The organism is Pontibacter saemangeumensis (genome assembly GCF_039541895.1).
Lineage (GTDB): Bacteria > Bacteroidota > Bacteroidia > Cytophagales > Hymenobacteraceae > Pontibacter > Pontibacter saemangeumensis.
The window spans coordinates 223179-238928 of the sequence record NZ_BAABHC010000016.1 but is presented as its reverse complement, the minus strand read 5'-3'; the positions used below and the strand labels follow the sequence as shown (position 1 = coordinate 238928).

Annotated in this window: 12 protein-coding genes; 2 read left to right on the top strand and 10 right to left on the bottom strand. The window is 52.6% G+C overall.

Annotated elements, in window-relative coordinates; genetic code table 11:
- Window positions 1-39: 39 nt before the first annotated feature.
- Both ABD920_RS14995 and ABD920_RS14990 read right to left on the bottom strand, forming a co-directional pair.
- A complete protein-coding gene (locus tag ABD920_RS14995; RefSeq protein ID WP_345160175.1) occupies window positions 40-378 on the bottom strand; it encodes a hypothetical protein in 339 nt (112 codons plus the stop codon).
- A 63-nt stretch (window positions 379-441) separates the two neighbouring features.
- A complete protein-coding gene (locus ABD920_RS14990; RefSeq protein ID WP_345160174.1) occupies window positions 442-924 on the bottom strand; it encodes a NanQ anomerase/TabA/YiaL family protein in 483 nt (160 codons plus the stop codon).
- A gap of 196 nt (window positions 925-1120) precedes the next feature.
- Between ABD920_RS14990 and ABD920_RS14985 the strand changes: the two genes are divergently transcribed.
- Entirely contained in the window at window positions 1121-3520 is a 2400-nt protein-coding gene (locus ABD920_RS14985; protein ID WP_345160172.1) for an endonuclease MutS2, read from the top strand.
- 81 nt (window positions 3521-3601) lie between these two features.
- Here ABD920_RS14985 and ABD920_RS14980 read toward each other — a convergent pair whose 3' ends face one another.
- The 8 genes from ABD920_RS14980 to murB all read right to left on the bottom strand — a co-directional run bounded on the left by ABD920_RS14980 (window position 3602) and on the right by murB (window position 14251).
- On the bottom strand, window positions 3602-4888 hold the full coding sequence (locus ABD920_RS14980; protein ID WP_345160171.1) for a DUF4302 domain-containing protein: 1287 nt from the start codon (window positions 4886-4888) through the stop codon (window positions 3602-3604).
- A 35-nt stretch (window positions 4889-4923) separates the two neighbouring features.
- Window positions 4924-5769 carry a zinc-binding metallopeptidase gene (locus ABD920_RS14975; RefSeq protein ID WP_345160169.1) on the bottom strand — a complete coding sequence of 282 codons (846 nt, stop codon included), beginning with the start codon at window positions 5767-5769 and terminating at the stop codon, window positions 4924-4926.
- A gap of 9 nt (window positions 5770-5778) precedes the next feature.
- Window positions 5779-7233 carry a RagB/SusD family nutrient uptake outer membrane protein gene (locus tag ABD920_RS14970; RefSeq protein WP_345160168.1) on the bottom strand — a complete coding sequence of 485 codons (1455 nt, stop codon included), beginning with the start codon at window positions 7231-7233 and terminating at the stop codon, window positions 5779-5781.
- A 5-nt stretch (window positions 7234-7238) separates the two neighbouring features.
- On the bottom strand, window positions 7239-10634 hold the full coding sequence (locus tag ABD920_RS14965) for a SusC/RagA family TonB-linked outer membrane protein (protein ID WP_345160166.1): 3396 nt from the start codon (window positions 10632-10634) through the stop codon (window positions 7239-7241).
- Window positions 10635-10856: 222 nt separating this feature from the next.
- Complete coding sequence (locus ABD920_RS14960; RefSeq protein WP_345160165.1) at window positions 10857-11483, bottom strand: collagen-like triple helix repeat-containing protein; 627 nt, start codon at window positions 11481-11483, stop codon at window positions 10857-10859.
- A gap of 386 nt (window positions 11484-11869) precedes the next feature.
- On the bottom strand, window positions 11870-12370 hold the full coding sequence (locus ABD920_RS14955) for a lipocalin family protein (RefSeq protein ID WP_345160164.1): 501 nt from the start codon (window positions 12368-12370) through the stop codon (window positions 11870-11872).
- 270 nt (window positions 12371-12640) lie between these two features.
- Window positions 12641-13141 (bottom strand): hypothetical protein, encoded by a 501-nt coding sequence (locus ABD920_RS14950; RefSeq protein ID WP_345160163.1) that lies wholly within the window; start codon window positions 13139-13141, stop codon window positions 12641-12643.
- A gap of 93 nt (window positions 13142-13234) precedes the next feature.
- Window positions 13235-14251, bottom strand: coding sequence for a UDP-N-acetylmuramate dehydrogenase (gene murB, locus ABD920_RS14945; protein WP_345160162.1), 1017 nt, complete (start codon window positions 14249-14251; stop codon window positions 13235-13237).
- A 267-nt stretch (window positions 14252-14518) separates the two neighbouring features.
- Between murB and ABD920_RS14940 the strand changes: the two genes are divergently transcribed.
- Window positions 14519-15706, top strand: coding sequence for a THUMP domain-containing class I SAM-dependent RNA methyltransferase (locus ABD920_RS14940; RefSeq protein WP_345160161.1), 1188 nt, complete (start codon window positions 14519-14521; stop codon window positions 15704-15706).
- Window positions 15707-15750: the final 44 nt, after the last annotated feature.

Sequence of the window (15750 nt, the reverse complement as noted above, 5' to 3'; positions counted from 1 at the left end):
GTTATGCTAATTTGTTCTCTCTATATACTGTAACTTCTACTACTCTATCAGCCGCACATTTTCGGTCTTACTGTCCCAATAGATTCTTGATTTATTGAGAATATACCATTTATTCCATTTTTGATAATCACTTTCTGTAGGCTCCATTTTGCCTATATCATTTCCATCTGATTCAGACACTATACCTGTTAAATTCTCAAAAAAAATTATTGCTTCTACTCTTCTTAGGGAGGGGTCTGAATCACCATTGTCTATGTAGCCTTTTATAATTTGAAGCCTGTTCTCTACTTCTTGATATGCTTTATCATAGTCTTGTTTTGCTGCAACACAGCTATAAGCTATGCAAAGTACAATTAGAAACAGGTTCTTCAACTTCATGATGTTAATTTAGCATAACTTGCGGATATGCGTGAACATACTGTTATCTACACTATATATAACCTAAACTCCAGCCTCTGACTCCCCGCCACCTGCCGGCTCCAACGCTATTTTAAGCACCACCTTTCGTACTGTTTCCTCTGTCACCATGGCGGCGTGGGCATCGTCGGGGAAGAAGATGGTGAAGTAGCCGGCGGGCACGTCAAACCAGTTGCTCGTTTTGTCGGGGAAAAAGGCGGCCTCACGCTCGGCGGTGTAAGGCTCGCTTGGCTCCGCGCATAAGGCCAGGCTTTTCCAGCCCATATGGTCGGTGCCGGAAATTACATATTGGATGTCGATGTACTTGCGGTGCACCTCCAGTTTGGCATCCTTTTCAGGGATCCCGGAGCCCTCTGAGATGATGGCAAACAGATCGCGGCCCACGATTGCCTGCTGCCCCAGCGACAGCTTCATTAAATCGGTTTCCTTCAGAAAACGGAAAGCATGCGTAAACAGCGGGTGCAGGCTATAATAGCGGCGGGCGTTTTGTAAACTGTCTAAAACCATGATGTCGAATTATAGGTTAAGAATCTTGATTTGGTCGCGGAGGCGGCGTGCTGTTCTGGTAGCTGCGTCCCTGCTATATAAAAAGGAGAAAAATATCGACACTGCTGCTTGAATCCCTTATCGGGAAAACGAACAAAACAGGCCCCCTTACATGTTATAGATATTGCTAATTTTGCAGTAAATTAAGAGATATCAATTGATCTATCCAGAAAACTTTGAAATAAAAATAGGGTTTGCGCAGGTGCGCGACATGCTTTCCGAACTTTGCCTGAGCCCGCTGGGCCGCCAGTTCGTCACCCGCATGACATTCCTCAACCGGCACGACCTCGTGCAACGCCTATTAGAGCAGACAAACGAGTTCAAGCAACTGCTGGAGTCTGATGCCGAGATTCCGCTGCAGTACTACTTCGACGTCACCGCTTACCTCGACCGCGCCGCCATCCTGGGCACCTACCTCGATGTGCAGGACTTCTTCGAGATAAAAATGTCGCTGCGCACTATCCGCGACTCCCTGCGTTTCATTGCCTCCGCCGAAGAAGGAAAGTATGAGTCGTTGAAGGCGCTGGGCACCAATGTTACTGTAGAGCGCTCCCTGATTGCCGCTTTGGATAAGGTGGTGGACGATGCCGGTGCGGTGCGCGACGATGCGACACCGGAGCTGCAGCGCCTGAAGCGCGATCTGATCTCACAGCAGTCCATCCTGCGCAAGCAGATCCAGTCGATCATCCGGCATGCTAAAAACGAAGGCTGGACACCTGCTGACGTGGAGCCCACTATCCGCGGCGGCCGCCTGGTAATTCCGGTGCTGGCTGAGCACAAGCGACGCCTGAAGGGGCTGATCCACGACGAGTCGAGTACGGGACAGACGGTCTATATAGAGCCGGAGTCCATCTTCGAGCTCAACAATGATATAAAGGACCTGCAGAACGCGTACCACCGCGAGCTGATCCGCATCCTGGTGGGGCTTACCAACGCGCTGCGCAACCATATACCGGAGTTGCGCAAAGCCTACCAGTACCTGGGCCTGCTCGATTTTATCCGGGCAAAGGCCGCCTTCGCGCGCCGAGTGGAGTCGACGATGCCAACTTTGCAAAAATACCCGCATATAAAATGGGCGCAGGCGGTACACCCGCTGCTGTACCTGGCGCACCGGCAGGTGGGCAAACCCATTGTGCCCATGGACCTGGAACTGACGCAGGAGCAGCGTATCCTGCTTATTTCGGGTCCGAACGCAGGCGGTAAATCCGTTAGTCTGAAGACGGTGGGGCTGGTGCAGTATATGCTGCAATGCGGCATGCTCATTCCGGTGGCCGACAACTCGGAGGCGGGCATTTTCCATGATATTTTCATCGACATCGGGGATGAGCAGTCCATCGAGAACGACCTGAGTACGTACAGCTCGCACCTCACCAACATGAAAAAGTTTGTGACGGTGGCCGACAAAAAGAGCCTGGTGCTGATCGATGAGTTCGGTACGGGCACAGAGCCGGTGCTGGGAGGCGCCATTGCCGAGGCGGTGCTGCAGAACCTGAACGACAGCAAGGTATATGGCGTGATTACGACGCACTATACCAACCTGAAGAACTTTGCGGAACGCACGCCAGGTGTGGTGAACGGTGCTATGCGCTATGACCACAAGAACCTGCAGCCGCTCTACCAGTTGGAGATCGGCAAGCCGGGATCGTCGTTTGCCATCGAGATTGCCCGCAAAATCGGGTTGCCGAAGCATATCGTGGACAAGGCCAGCAGCCTGGTGGGCAAGGATAAGATCCGCTACGACCGCCTGCTGGAGGAACTGGAGACGGAGAAGCAGGAGCTGGAGAAAAAGCTGCGGGAGGCAACTACCCTGGAGCAGAAGCTGAAGCGAAACGTGAAGGAGTACAGCGACCTGAAAAACTTTCTGGAAGACAGCAAGCAGGACATCATGCGCGAGGCCAAAGGCAAAGCAAAGCTGCTGCTGAAAGACGCCAACCAGAAGATCGAGTCCACGATTCAGCAGATAAAGCAGAGCCAGGCCGCGAAAGAGGAAACGAAGCAGGCGCGCCAGGAACTGGAGAGCTTTGCCACAGAAGTACGCAAGGAGGAGCCGCGGGCGGTGCAGAAGCGCATTGCCAACGGCGTCATCAAAGCAGGTGATAATGTGGCCCTGATCGGGCAGGACTCGGTGGGGCAGGTGGTGAGCATCAAAGGCAAAACGGCTGAAGTGCTGTTCGGTGGCCTGAAAACGATCGTGAAAGTGGATAACCTTGAGAAAGTGGAGGGGCAGGTGGCTACCAAACTGAAGAAAGCAAAAATGGCGGAGGCGGCAGAAGGCTATTCCCGCGGCATGAACATCACGCAGCGCATGGCCGACTTCACCACCACCCTCGACATCAGGGGTGAGTACGCGGAGGAGGCCCTGACTAAACTAATGAACTTCACCGACGAGGCCATCATGCTGGGAATCCCGGAGATCAAGATCATTCACGGGCGGGGCAACGGCGTGCTGCGGCAGGTGGTGCGCGATTACCTGCACTCGGTGCGGGAGGTGGCCAGCCTGGGCAACGAAGCCACCGAGCGCGGCGGCGACGGGGCAACCATGGCGGTACTGAAGTAGCGTTGCAGTATAAATAAGCAGTATATAAACAGAGAAGGCTCCTGAATCAGGAGCCTTCTCTGTTTATATAGGAGTGGAAACTTATTCGAAACTGATCCAGGTTTTCGCGTCTTTCGCGCTGACCAGGTCATAGGTGCTGGGGCTGGTCTGGACAACATAGTATCCTTCCGGGTCAGTCCATTGCTTCGTAAATGCCTCTATGATAGGCGCATGCTCCGCTGGTACTTCCCCAAGCATCCCAAGCTCCTGAAAGATGATTCTTCCATCCCGGGGAAAGCTCGGAACGGCGGCAGGTCCGTACCTTATGCTGTTCCCAAAAACAAAGCCCATCAGGTCATAGGGAGTGCCCTCCACGTCGTCAAACTTTGGCCAGTAAACCAGCAGGGAGAAATCAGGCAATGTAGAAAGCTGGAAGGCATCTTCCACGCCCTCCACCACAAAGCCCTCCGTGAGCCAGTAAGTGCCGTTCGCAGGGTTGTTGTAGAAAGCTCTGGCAAGCTGGGTGTCAATATTGGCAGGTTTACTGGCCTCCCGTATACTGCCAGTGACCCCATTCACGGTCACGTCAACCCTGCTCTGCGCAGCCTGATACTCCAGGTCATTGAAGCTTGCGATGGTCAGGTCACCGATCTGGAGCGGCTGCAGGAGCCTGACGCCCTCGAGGGTATAGTAGTAGCCAGTGGTAAAGGACTTTACGCCACTGCCATCATCGTAGGTAAATGTAATGGTGCGGAGGGTAGTATTTACTTTGATATCGAAAGACTGCCCGCCAATGGTAAGCTGCTTAAAGTAGAGGCTGAAATTATTGATGCCCTCGAAAGCCAGGATTTGTTCGTTTATCCGGGGGATATAATTGGAGGCTTCTTCTGCCGTGGCCCGTACCAATACGAGTCGGCTGCCATTGTAGTTGCCGGTGAGCACGATGGAGTCGGGCGAGACTTCCTCAAAAGAAAACTCGTAGTCAGAAGACCTGCCCTGGCCCCACTCGCCGCCGCTCTTAGACGCATCCGGGTCAGCCAGTACGTGGAGGTAGGTGTAGGTGTCGAACAGCAGGGAAGGCTGCTGCCCAGCCTTTAAGCGGTAGGTGCTTTCTAGGGGAGTAGTTGCTGCGGCAGCGCTGATATCGCTCAGGGTCACCACCCGGTCATTTTCCAGAAACCTGAACAGGAAGCTGTACCCGGCGCCACCCTCCGGGAAAAGAGTGGCTTTCCAGCCATGCTCGGCGCTAACCAGCTGCGATTTGTATTCGCCGAGCGTTTTTTCCAGGCGCTCGTCCGGCCTTTCTCCCGGTGCCGGGTCATTGTCATCTTTATCGCAGGCCGAAAGCATAGAGACTAGCAGCAGGCCGAACAGCAGAAACTTTCGCATATGCATCTTATATAGGTACGGGACCATAGGCTATTTTATAAGGCTTCGATAGCAGCCTGGGATTTTGCCTGTAAATCGTAAAAGTCGATGTTCCAGGCCTCTTTGAAATAGCGCACCACGTACTGTTCCTTCTGCCTCAGCAGGGGTTGAGCAGGCTCCGGTGCGTTGTTCACAATCGCGTCGAAGCCAGCCTTGCCTTCAATCAGCATGATGGATATCATCTCCACAAAGTCTTCGTCCGGGCTGCTTCTGGCGTATTCCGTAATATAGCCCCGCGACCGCGCATCAGCCAGTGAAAAGTCATTCCAACTGGCTGTGTAATCCGTGGTGATGCGCTTGAATTCCTCCGGGTACATAATGTTCTGGTGCAGGATATGGGCAAACTCGTGGTGGATGGTGTGCAGCATTTGCTTTACCTCTGTCTCCAGCTTTGGATCGAAGTCATTCACCACGAAAAGCACGACCTTGCGGCCCCCTTCGGCTGTTCCGAGTGTGATGGTGCCGTTTGAGTTATATTCCGCGCTGCCGACCAGGACAAACTGCTTCGGGGACAGGCTTTTGATAAAAGTCTCGCCGGCTACCTGTTCGTATGGGGCAATCCACGTTTTGCGGATGGTCTCCATTACCGGGATTACTTTGTCTTCCCTGACCGGTGACAGCACCCTGTTCAGCGCCACCTCATATTTATCGAACCGGTACTTTACCTCTATGTTATAGGGGGTGACAAAATTCTCATATAGCCAGCTGTCCACCGGCCCGTTCACCCAGGTTTCGCCCCCGAGATCAGGAAGCGGTGTGTCCGCGTCATCCTCATCTGAGCAAGCTGAAAACAGGCTTACAGCCAAGAGAATAAATAAAAAGTGAATGTGTTTTATGTTCATCGTTTTCTTTTAACGGGGGTTAAGGGTTAAGCCAGCCTGTTCCGCCTCCTGCGGAATCTGCAGGATCCTGCGCGGGTCGCCCGGAGCCGAGATGATCACCTGTCCGCCAACCGTGGGGTGCTCGACGGTGATATCATGCCGCAATATATCAAACCAGCGCATGCCTTCCTGCACAAACTCAGCCGCTTTGAAATCGAGCAGGGCCGCCATTAGCCCTGCCTTCTCATTTTTGGTGCCGTAGAACGCTCTTAGTTTGGCTTCTGTGATCCGGTGCATGGCCGGGTTATAGTCCTCGATGCGGGTGCTGGCGAACAGGTCAAGGTCGTCTGTGGCAGCATCGTAGTTGCCCAGTTCCAGGTAAGCCTCTGCTCTGTTGAACAGCACCTCTTCGGCCGTAAACAGCGGGAAGATGGTATAAGGAATCCCTATATCCGCATTCACGTTTTCGCGTACAAAATGCTCCCTGAATTTCAGGACAAGCCAGTTGTCATTTCCCTGCGTGTACAAAGGGTACACCCACGTGGCGCCTGTCACGTTATCGCTTCTGAAGAGATAATTTACGATTGGCGTAGCCAGCCCATACCGGTAACGCCCGTAGTTTCGCGCCCACGAGGAAGGTGCCTCCACCAGCAGCAGGTTGGCATTTTCAGTCGCCTGGGTATATATGGCCAGGCCTTCGTTTGCCGTAAGGGTGCTGTACAGGCTTGCCCACGGCCTTAGGTTCGCGCCGATATTGCCTCCCGGGAATACCTGCCCGGCATGGTCGATCACCTTTTGGTACTCCTGCTTAAACAGGTAAAAACGGGTGGCAAAAGCATGCGCCGCGGAGGTATTGAAATGGTACTTTGGCACGCGGTAGGCGTTGTTATCCAGCAGGGGAAGCCCTTCGGTCAGGTCTTTCTCGATTTGCTCATACACATACGCTACGGTGTTCCGCTCATACTGCTTCAGCACCACTTTCTCAGGCTCTGTAACATACGGAATGCCCGGGTCCGAAGCGGCTGTGGCAGGATCATATACCCTGGAGAAAAGCGTGACCAGCATAAAATGGGCATAGGCCCTGGCAACCAATGCTTCTCCCTTCTGGGCATTGTAAACGGTAGGGTCAGGGGTGTTTTCTATGCCTTCCAGGGCGTGGTTAGCGGCTGCGATGGCGGCATAACTGGCATTCCAGTAAAAGTCCGGGGAACCCTGGTTTCGGTCCTGTACATCCTGGTAGAAATAGGGGTTCTGGTTCACCTCGTCCACCACCACCTGCCCGGTGCCTTTGTCGAGGGCCAGGTCCGACATGGCCTCGGTGAAAGTGACGTAGTCTGCCTGTGGGTAAGCCGTTGTTAACAGTTCGCTGATCTTTTGCCCCGTGTCTAGCTGCGTCCGCTGGTCCACGGCCTGCTCCAGGTAGTCCTCACAGCCAGAGGCTGCCAGCAGAGAAGCGAGAAAGGGATATAGGAGAATCTTTTTCATGTGACTTAGAGACCTGCTTTCAGTGATAAGGTGAACTGGCGGGGCACAGGCATGGCGACACCACCCGAGCCAAAGAATTCGGGGTCCTGCCCGTTCAGCCTGTCATCCGCATATATGAGCCACAGGTTGTTTGCCACCAGGCTCAGCGAAAGGCTGTTCAAACCGATCGTGTTTACCCGGTTAGCGGGCAGGATATAGGAGAGGGATACCTGCTTCAGCCGCACGAAGTCGCCATCCACGACACGGGCGGTTGAGTAGTTGTAATTGTTGTAGGGATAAGTGCCTCCTAACTCTGCCGCCTCCACACGGTCCAGGATAGAAGGGACGTTTGTGTTTTCTTCATCCCCCACCAATACCCAACGATCCAGAAAGGCGTATGGTGTGGCGTCGAGGTCGGTGTAGCTGGTTTTAAAGGCTGGGTTGAGCCTGATCTTATGGCCACCGCTGTAGGTTACCAGGCCGGAAAGCGTGAAGTTTTTGTAGCGCAGCGAGTTAAACCAGCCCCCGTTCACGATCGGGTCAACAGGCCCTTCGTACTTCAGGTTTTGCGTTTCGTCGCTCTGCAGGTACACGTTCCCGCTTCTTTCCCCGTTTTCGTTCAGGAAGACAGGGGAACCGTTCTCCGGGTCGAGTCCGTCAAACCGGATGGAGAACAAGCCGCGGTAGGGGTAGCCTTCCTTTGGTCCTCCCTCCGGCGTCACCAGCGACCATATATCGGGGTTGTTCTTCAGGTTGGTTATCTCGCCCTCGTTGTAGCCGAACGTCAGCTGAGACCTTAAGCCCCAATCCTGGTTTTCAATGATGCTCCCGTTCAGCATGACTTCCAGGCCGTGCGACTCCATATCGGCATAGTTGGCAATTTTTACACCCTCCCCGCCGATGCCGGATGTCCTGATCAGGCCGATCAGATCGAACGCATTCCTGATATAGCCATCCACTGTTACCTGCAGCCTTTCACTGAACAAGCCGGCATCCACACCTACATTTGTTTCGTATTGCTTTTCCCAGGTCAACTCCGAGTTCTCCAGGTTCTGGATATAGATCATGGACTCCACCTCCGTGAGGTAAGGCCTCCTGGTGCTGCCGCTCTGCAAAACCAGGCTGGAGTTGGTGGCGTTGCCCATGCTGGCGGTGAGCCCATAGGTGGCACGCAGCGTGAGCCGGTTGACGATGTCCTGCTGCTGCATGAAAGGTTCGGTGTCTATGTTCCAGGAGCCGCTCACGTTCCAGGTGGGCAGCCAGCGCGCCGTGCGCGACTCCCCAAGCAGGTTCGAGCCATCGTAGCGCACAGTGCCGTTCAGGTTGTATTTCCCGTTATAGGAGTAAGCCGCATTGGCCATATAGGCCAGGAAGCGATCGTAGCGCAGGCTCATGCCATAGTAGTTGAAGTTCCCCTCCACGCCCTGCTTAATAATGTTGGGGTCTATATAGGGTACGCCTCCTTTGTCGTACTGGTACCCGTAGCCGTTGAAGAACTTGTTCTGCCGGTCGGCATACCGCAGCTCCTGCGACGCAAACAGCCGGACGGTATGGATGTCGCTGAGCGTCTTGTCCCAGTCCAAAGTATTGCGCAGGTAATAGCTGACCAGGTTATCGTCGTTGGTATTGTAAAAGCCGCCGTACGGCAATACCACTACAGGCTGGGCCTCGGGGTTGTCCGGGTCGCGGTACAGGAATTTATTATTGGCCTGCACCGTGGCATCGTCTGCCGCCCGGTAGGCCAGGGCCATATTGGCATTCTCCCGCACCTTGTGCTCACGGTTTGTGTTGGCGTAGCGTAAGGCCCCTGAAAAATTATAGTTCAGGTTAGGCAGGATCTTGTATGCAAAGTCAGCCTGCAGCTTCAGGTCCAACACCGAAAGGTCCAGGGTGTTGTTGTCCAGTTCGTTCAGGATGTTGAAAGGGGCGAAGTTTCTCCGGAAGTACTCCAGGTTGCCGGCATCATCGAAGGCCGTGAGCGTGCGGCTGCTGTTAAGTGCATAGCTGAACGGGTTGATATCAAAGTCCCGGGTGTACTCGCCGGTGACAGGGTTGCTGATCCGCTCGATCACCCCCGGGGCCTGCTGATCCCGGATCGAGCCCTGCGTGATCAGGCCCAGCGATATCTTGTCTGAGAAGTTGAAGTTTGCCCGCGCATTGCCTGTAAAGCGTTTCACTTCGTCCGCGATCGTCCAGCCTTCGTCCTCCAGAAAGCTGGTGGAGAAATAGAGCTGCGTTTTTTCTGTTCCGGACGATATACTCACCGAATGTTCCTGCATGAAGGAGTTCCGGAACAGCTCGTCGAACCAATCGGTGTTGGCCCTGGCATAGCGCTCCAGAAAAGCCCCTCTCGCTTCCGGAGTGTTCTGTAAGGCAAATGTACCTGTGGTTGGGTCATAGGTGTTGATCAGGTCATACATCTTGGTGTATACACCGCCGTTTTGCCTGCGGGAGGCGTCGGAGTGGTTCAGCCATCCTTTGCGGGCAATCTCTGCGTAAACCGACATCTGGTCGGCTGAATTCATGATGTCAAACGAGCTGTAGGTTGGCTTGAGATAGGTAGAGAAGTTCCCGGTATAGGACACGACCGGTTTTCCGATGCGCCCTTTTTTTGTGGTGATCACCACCACGCCATTCATGGCCCGTGCCCCGTACATCGCGGTGGCGGAGGCATCTTTCAATATCTGAAAACTCTCGATGTCATCCGGGTTCAGGCCGGCCACCGAAGAGCCGATCAGCGTGGCAGGGTCGCCGGTGGAGAGTTGCTCGTTGGATATATTCACCACGTCTTCCAGGATGATGCCATCCACAACCCAAAGCGGTTTATTGTCGCCCGTGATGGAGGTGGCGCCGCGCACCCTGATTTTAGGGGCAGCCCCAAAGGTGCCCGACACGTTCTGCACGGATACCCCGGCCACACGGCCCTCGAGCATCCTGCTGACATCGGTCACGCCTTCCCTTTTGGCGTCCTCGCCGGTGAGTAGTGCAGCCGAGCCGGTAAACATTTTTCGGTCAATGGTCTGGTAGCCAGTCACCACCACCTCGCGCAGAGCGTTGTCGCTTTCTTCCAGCGTGACGTTGAGGGTTGTGCTGCCGTTCACACTTACATCCTGTGTTGTATAGCCGATCATGGAAAAAACCAAGACGGCATTTGGCTGTACCTGTAACTGGAAATTACCGGCGGCGTCCGTGGAGGTTCCGTTGGTTGTGCCTTTCTCCAGGACCGTGACCCCGGGAGAGGCTTCCGCGGGTGCGCCACTGGCAGGCTGCAATCGCACGGTTCCGCGCACAGTGATTGCCTCCTGAAGATCCTGGGCAGGCGCGAAGTTGTTTGCCTGGGTAGGGTAGGGTGAGACTACGTGGAAAAAGGCCAGCAGCATTGACGGAAACCAGGCCTTTTTACTTTTAAAATAATTATTCATATATGCGTGGCTGTGCTCCTTTGTTGATGAATAACCAGGTCGTATTCTTAAGTCAGCACCTTGTACCTGCTGATGCTAATGTAAGCGGGTGAATTATGTCATCAGCCTACAGATTATACTTCAAGATTTCTTGGGAGGCGGTGACATTTATCCTGTGCCTCACTGCAAAATAATGGCAAAAAGAATGTTAGAGCCGCCAGAGAGGCGGCTCTAACACTTGTATTATTTTAAATCAATTTTCTGAACACTGGCTTCAGTAAGTTTGAAGAAGTCAGCTACGTCTGCATAATTCTTGAAGTCTACCGGAGGCCCGGAGGTTCTTCCGCCATCCATAAAATCACCAGGAATAACTACTATCCTGAAACCTTGGTTAGTAGTATAACGTGCCAAGTCCTCAGCGCTAAGGGTTGCTAAATCAAATTGAGAATCAATATACACCAGCACTTCAGCTAAGCTATGAAGGAAACTGTATTGGAATATTCTATTCTGGGGTAATAAAACCGTCTCGGGAAGTGGGCTCCACAATAAAATATCGGTGTCATTATCATCCGTATACGCCCCCCTAAACCTATACACCAACACCACATCAGATTCAGCGGCCTCAATTTCATTTGCAGTGAAGTTTATATATATAGAGTACAAGCCATCGTCATCCTGCTCAAAATCTGCCGGAAATTCATATACCTGAGCTGCGCCTGACTCCCCAGGCTCACCTTGTGGTCCTGTAGGTCCAACTGGCCCCTGTGCCCCTGTTGGTCCCGGAGGCCCTTCCGGCCCTTCGTCGCCCTCACACGAAACCTGGCCAAGTGCAACGGCTAACACCAGGATAAATTGTAAGATTTTCTTCATAATAAATTGGTTAGATAGTTATAGAATAAGGACTGGCTACTAAAGAAGAATGGTTTAATATACGCATTATTTAAATATTATATTTTATTCATGTTAAATTACTTACCTTAAAATGTGTCGAATTGTTATACAAAAAACTGACTTGATCAGAATTTAGACAAAGAGCCGTCAGGCTTACAGACCGGACTATCCAGCTCAAAGCGGTTTTCTGAATTTCCCACGTCTTATATCTTTGCTTAGAGATAAGCCTATCTAAAAGGTTTTGAAACTCTGAACAGACCTGCCGCTGGCTATATAAATGGAGGCCAAGAGAAGAACACGTAAGCTATATAAACGCCAAAGGCCCCTGTTTTCAGGGGCCTTTGGCGTTTATATATGGTAAAAGTCTATGGCCGCACCAGGCGCAGTTCTAATGTATTGATCGTGTTGCCCTGTAACTCAACCGGCTCCATGCCCAACTCCTCAATATTAAGTTCTAAATTAAGATTGTTGGCGGTCAGGTTTTTAACTGTGAAAGTAGTTTCATCGTTATCAGCATCCGTGATCACTATCTTTTGCTCGTCTTCTGTGAATTTCCATTTGCCGGAATCTGCAATGCCATTTGCTGTTGCTGTGAAGGTGCCGTCTTCTTCGAAGTTGAATTTCGCATCCTTGATGGCATCCAGCTGGTCGGCAAGCTCCTGTTCCCCTGCTAGCTGTAAAAGCAGCGCCACGGAGATAGAATTGGCACCCTGCACCACATAGATACCCTCTCCGCTCCATTCACCGTCGGTTAGAAATGCGCTTCTTGGAGACACTTCCTCATCTTCGTCGCCATCTTTACAGCTGGAAAGAGATAGTGTGAACAGCGTCACCAGGAGCAGGGCAAACAAATTTATTTTTTTCATAGGATAAAACGGTTTAATAAAATAGCTATACGCAGTTAACGGCAAAGTTGGGTAAAATGATAAACGGAGTTCCTGGAGTTTCAGTATGAGTTCCTTTAATATATAAATTTACGGGATAACTGACCTTCACAAATGCATCACCTATGGGCTAAAACTAGTTTGCCAGGGTCAGATGCACACTGAAAAGTATTCTGAATAAGCCACCTTCCGATATATAGCTAAGCGGCGGCGACGGCAGAACTGCAAATCTATATATGGAAACGTTTTGCCTTACGGCTTCACAAACCTGATTTCAGCTTCGATCTCCGTTCCGTCAGGTAATTTTGTAAGGGGGCCTAAACTAAGGTTCAGGAGTTGGGCGAGCAGCGTGAGCTGGTCTTTGGAAACACTGGTGCCGAGTTGAAAGCTGTCATTGGTCAGTTCCTTTATATCAACCTCCCCCAAGGCCAAAAAGTCGAAGTAGATTTTGGTCTCGTCTTCGTTGAACCTCCATTCCCCTTCAAACGTGAGGACGTCACTTTCGGCAAGGTAGGTATGATCGGGTCTGAAGGTAAGTTGCAAGGTGCGTACGTCCGGTGCGTTCGGCGGAATCGCTTCATTATTTGTCACGTCGAGACCCATCAAAAAGACTTTTTCTCCCTGCCAGACATGCGCCGTGAGCAGCTCGGTTTTAGTGGGGGCCACATCTTCGTCATCGTGGCGGTTGCAGGAAAAAAGGAAAGGAAGGGTGAAGAGTGCTACCAGTAGCAGTTGGAAATGTTTTGTCTTCATTTTAAAAAACCTATAAAGTAAATCAAGAATATTGTGAGAACGATATTCTTATAGGAAAGATGCTTAAAAGAGACAATTAGGGGAGAAATATTTTTACAGGATGTTCACCTCGGGGTGGAGCCGGATGCCGAATTTCTCCTCGACGGACGCGATGATGTCGTAAGCCAGCTGCCGCACGTGCTCGCCGCTGGCACCGCCGTAGTTAACCAGTACCAGTGCCTGGTTTTTATGCACGCCATAGTTGCCGATCACTTTGCCCTTCCAGCCGCACTGCTCGATCAGCCAGCCGGCCGGCACCTTCACGGTTTCGGGGGTTACGGGGTAGGAGGGGATGCCGGGGTATTCCGCTTTCAGCTGCTCGTAATGCGCCAGCGGGATCTCCGGGTTTTTGAAGAAGCTGCCGGCGTTGCCGATCTGTTTCGGGTCGGGGAGCTTGCTCTGCCGGATATGGCACACAGCCGCGCTTACGTCCTGTATGCTGGGCTGCTGCACCTGCATCTCCTGCAGCGTGGTGGTGATGGCGCCATAGGAGGTGTTCAGGGTGTGCTTTTTTGAAAGTCTGAAAACCACGGATGTCACTACAAACTGGCCCTTCAGCTCATTCTTGAAAACACTCTCGCGGTAACCGAACCTGCAGGTGGCATTGTCGAAAGTGCGCACCTCGCCTGATTGCAAATGCACAGCCTCCAACTCATGGAACACGTCTTTCAACTCCACCCCATAAGCACCAATGTTCTGAAGCGGCGAGGCGCCCACCGTGCCCGGAATAAGGGAGAGGTTTTCGATGCCGCCGTAGTTTTTCTCCAGGGCATATAGCACGAAATCGTGCCATACCTCGCCGCCGCCTACTTTTATATATACCTCGTCCTCGTCCTCGCGCAGCACCTCAATGCCCGTAATGCCGTTCTGCAGCACCACGCCCTCAAAATCCCTGGTGAAGAGCAGGTTACTGCCGCCGCCCAGTATCAGCTTGTCGAGGTGCTGCAACTCCGGTAAAGCCAGAAGCTGCTGTAACTCTCCCACACTTTCAAAGCGGGCAAAGTAGCGGGCTTTTACATCGATGCCAAACGTATTGAGCGCTTTCAGCGGAAAGTCAGACTGCAGTTTCATAAGCGTAAGTTTGTACAAAGATAGGGCATGGAGTTAGAAAGTTTAGGAGTTAAAGCGTTAGAATGTTACAGGGAGGAAGCTGAGAAGATCTTAAGGCCACGGAGTTATGGTGACACAGCGGCGCGTTTTAATTCTTATGAATTTGACAAGGCACTACAAAAACTACATGAAGGCAAATACTTCATCCTTTATACTGTTTAACTCTTTACTTCTTTCACTCCCAAAATTCCTAACTCATACCCTATCTTTGTGGTTTATATATAACTGATGGCAAAACAGAAACCAAACGGGAATTTTAATATAACAGTCACGACGCTGGCGGGGCTGGAAGAAGTGCTGGCCGGGGAACTGCGCGCCCTGGACATGGAGTACATCAAGGTGGGCACCCGCGCCGTGACCTGTTCCGGCAACCTGCGCCAGCTGTACGAGGCGAACCTGTGGTGCCGCACGGCCATCCGCGTCCTCAAGCCATTCCGCAATTTCAAGGCCCGCGACGAAAACGACCTGTATGCCCAGGTGCAGAAGATCAACTGGTCGGAGTACCTGGACGTGAAGCAGACCTTTGCCATCAGTGCCGCTGTCAGCCATTCCACGTTTGAGCACTCGCTGTTTGTGGCGCAGCTAACGAAAGACGCCATCGTGGACCAGTTTCGCAAAGCGACCGGCGAGCGGCCTTCCGTAGACCTGGTGCACCCGGATATACGCCTGAACCTCCACATGCACGAGAACATCGTCACGCTCTCCCTCGATTCGTCCGGCGATTCGCTGCACCGGCGTGGTTACCGCCTGCAAACGAACGTGGCGCCGCTGAACGAGGTGCTCGCCGCTGGAATGATCGGGCTGAGCGGCTGGGATAAAAAGTCACCGTTTGTTGACCCCATGTGCGGGTCCGGCACGCTGCTGATCGAGGCCGCCATGATGGCGCAGAACATTGCGCCGGGCCTGTACCGCCGCGACCCGTACGGCTTCGAGAAATGGAAAGATTACGATGCCGGCTTGTTCGAGATGGTCTGGAAAACAGCCGAGGTCAAAGCCTCCTTCGAGCCCAGGGCCACCATCCTTGGGTATGATATTGACCCGGATTATGTGGAGGCGGCCCGGAACAACATCGAGAACGCCGGGCTGGAAAATGTGATCAAAGTAGAAGAGGCGGATTTCTTCAAAACATCAGCGCCGGAAGAGCCTGGCGTGGTGGTCATGAACCCGCCTTACAACGAGCGCATATTGTCAGACGACATCAACCTGCTTTACAAGAACATCGGGGATACGCTGAAGAACAATTACCAGGGCTACGATGCCTTTGTTTTAACCGGTAACTTAGAAGCCGCTAAGAATGTGGGCCTGAAAGCTTCGCGCCGTATCCCGCTTTACAACGGCCCGATTGAATGCCGCCTGCTGAAGTACGAACTGTACCGCGGGAGCCGCCGGAGTGGGGAAGAACACACGGAATCATAAGAAGGCTTATGGCCTCCCCACAGGCTCGTCCTGTTGTATAACTA

What these genes read in the sequence shown, in the direction of transcription:
- ABD920_RS14995 (WP_345160175.1), bottom strand. Translation starts at nt 378, where the DNA reads ATGAAGTTGAAGAACCTGTTTCTAATTGTACTTTGCATAGCTTATAGC.
- ABD920_RS14990 (WP_345160174.1), bottom strand. Translation starts at nt 924, where the DNA reads ATGGTTTTAGACAGTTTACAAAACGCCCGCCGCTATTATAGCCTGCAC.
- ABD920_RS14980 (WP_345160171.1), bottom strand. Translation starts at nt 4,888, where the DNA reads ATGCGAAAGTTTCTGCTGTTCGGCCTGCTGCTAGTCTCTATGCTTTCG.
- ABD920_RS14975 (WP_345160169.1), bottom strand. Translation starts at nt 5,769, where the DNA reads ATGAACATAAAACACATTCACTTTTTATTTATTCTCTTGGCTGTAAGC.
- ABD920_RS14970 (WP_345160168.1), bottom strand. Translation starts at nt 7,233, where the DNA reads ATGAAAAAGATTCTCCTATATCCCTTTCTCGCTTCTCTGCTGGCAGCC.
- ABD920_RS14965 (WP_345160166.1), bottom strand. Translation starts at nt 10,634, where the DNA reads ATGAATAATTATTTTAAAAGTAAAAAGGCCTGGTTTCCGTCAATGCTG.
- ABD920_RS14960 (WP_345160165.1), bottom strand. Translation starts at nt 11,483, where the DNA reads ATGAAGAAAATCTTACAATTTATCCTGGTGTTAGCCGTTGCACTTGGC.
- ABD920_RS14955 (WP_345160164.1), bottom strand. Translation starts at nt 12,370, where the DNA reads ATGAAAAAAATAAATTTGTTTGCCCTGCTCCTGGTGACGCTGTTCACA.
- ABD920_RS14950 (WP_345160163.1), bottom strand. Translation starts at nt 13,141, where the DNA reads ATGAAGACAAAACATTTCCAACTGCTACTGGTAGCACTCTTCACCCTT.
- murB (WP_345160162.1), bottom strand. Translation starts at nt 14,251, where the DNA reads ATGAAACTGCAGTCTGACTTTCCGCTGAAAGCGCTCAATACGTTTGGC.
- ABD920_RS14940 (WP_345160161.1), top strand. Translation starts at nt 14,519, where the DNA reads ATGGCAAAACAGAAACCAAACGGGAATTTTAATATAACAGTCACGACG.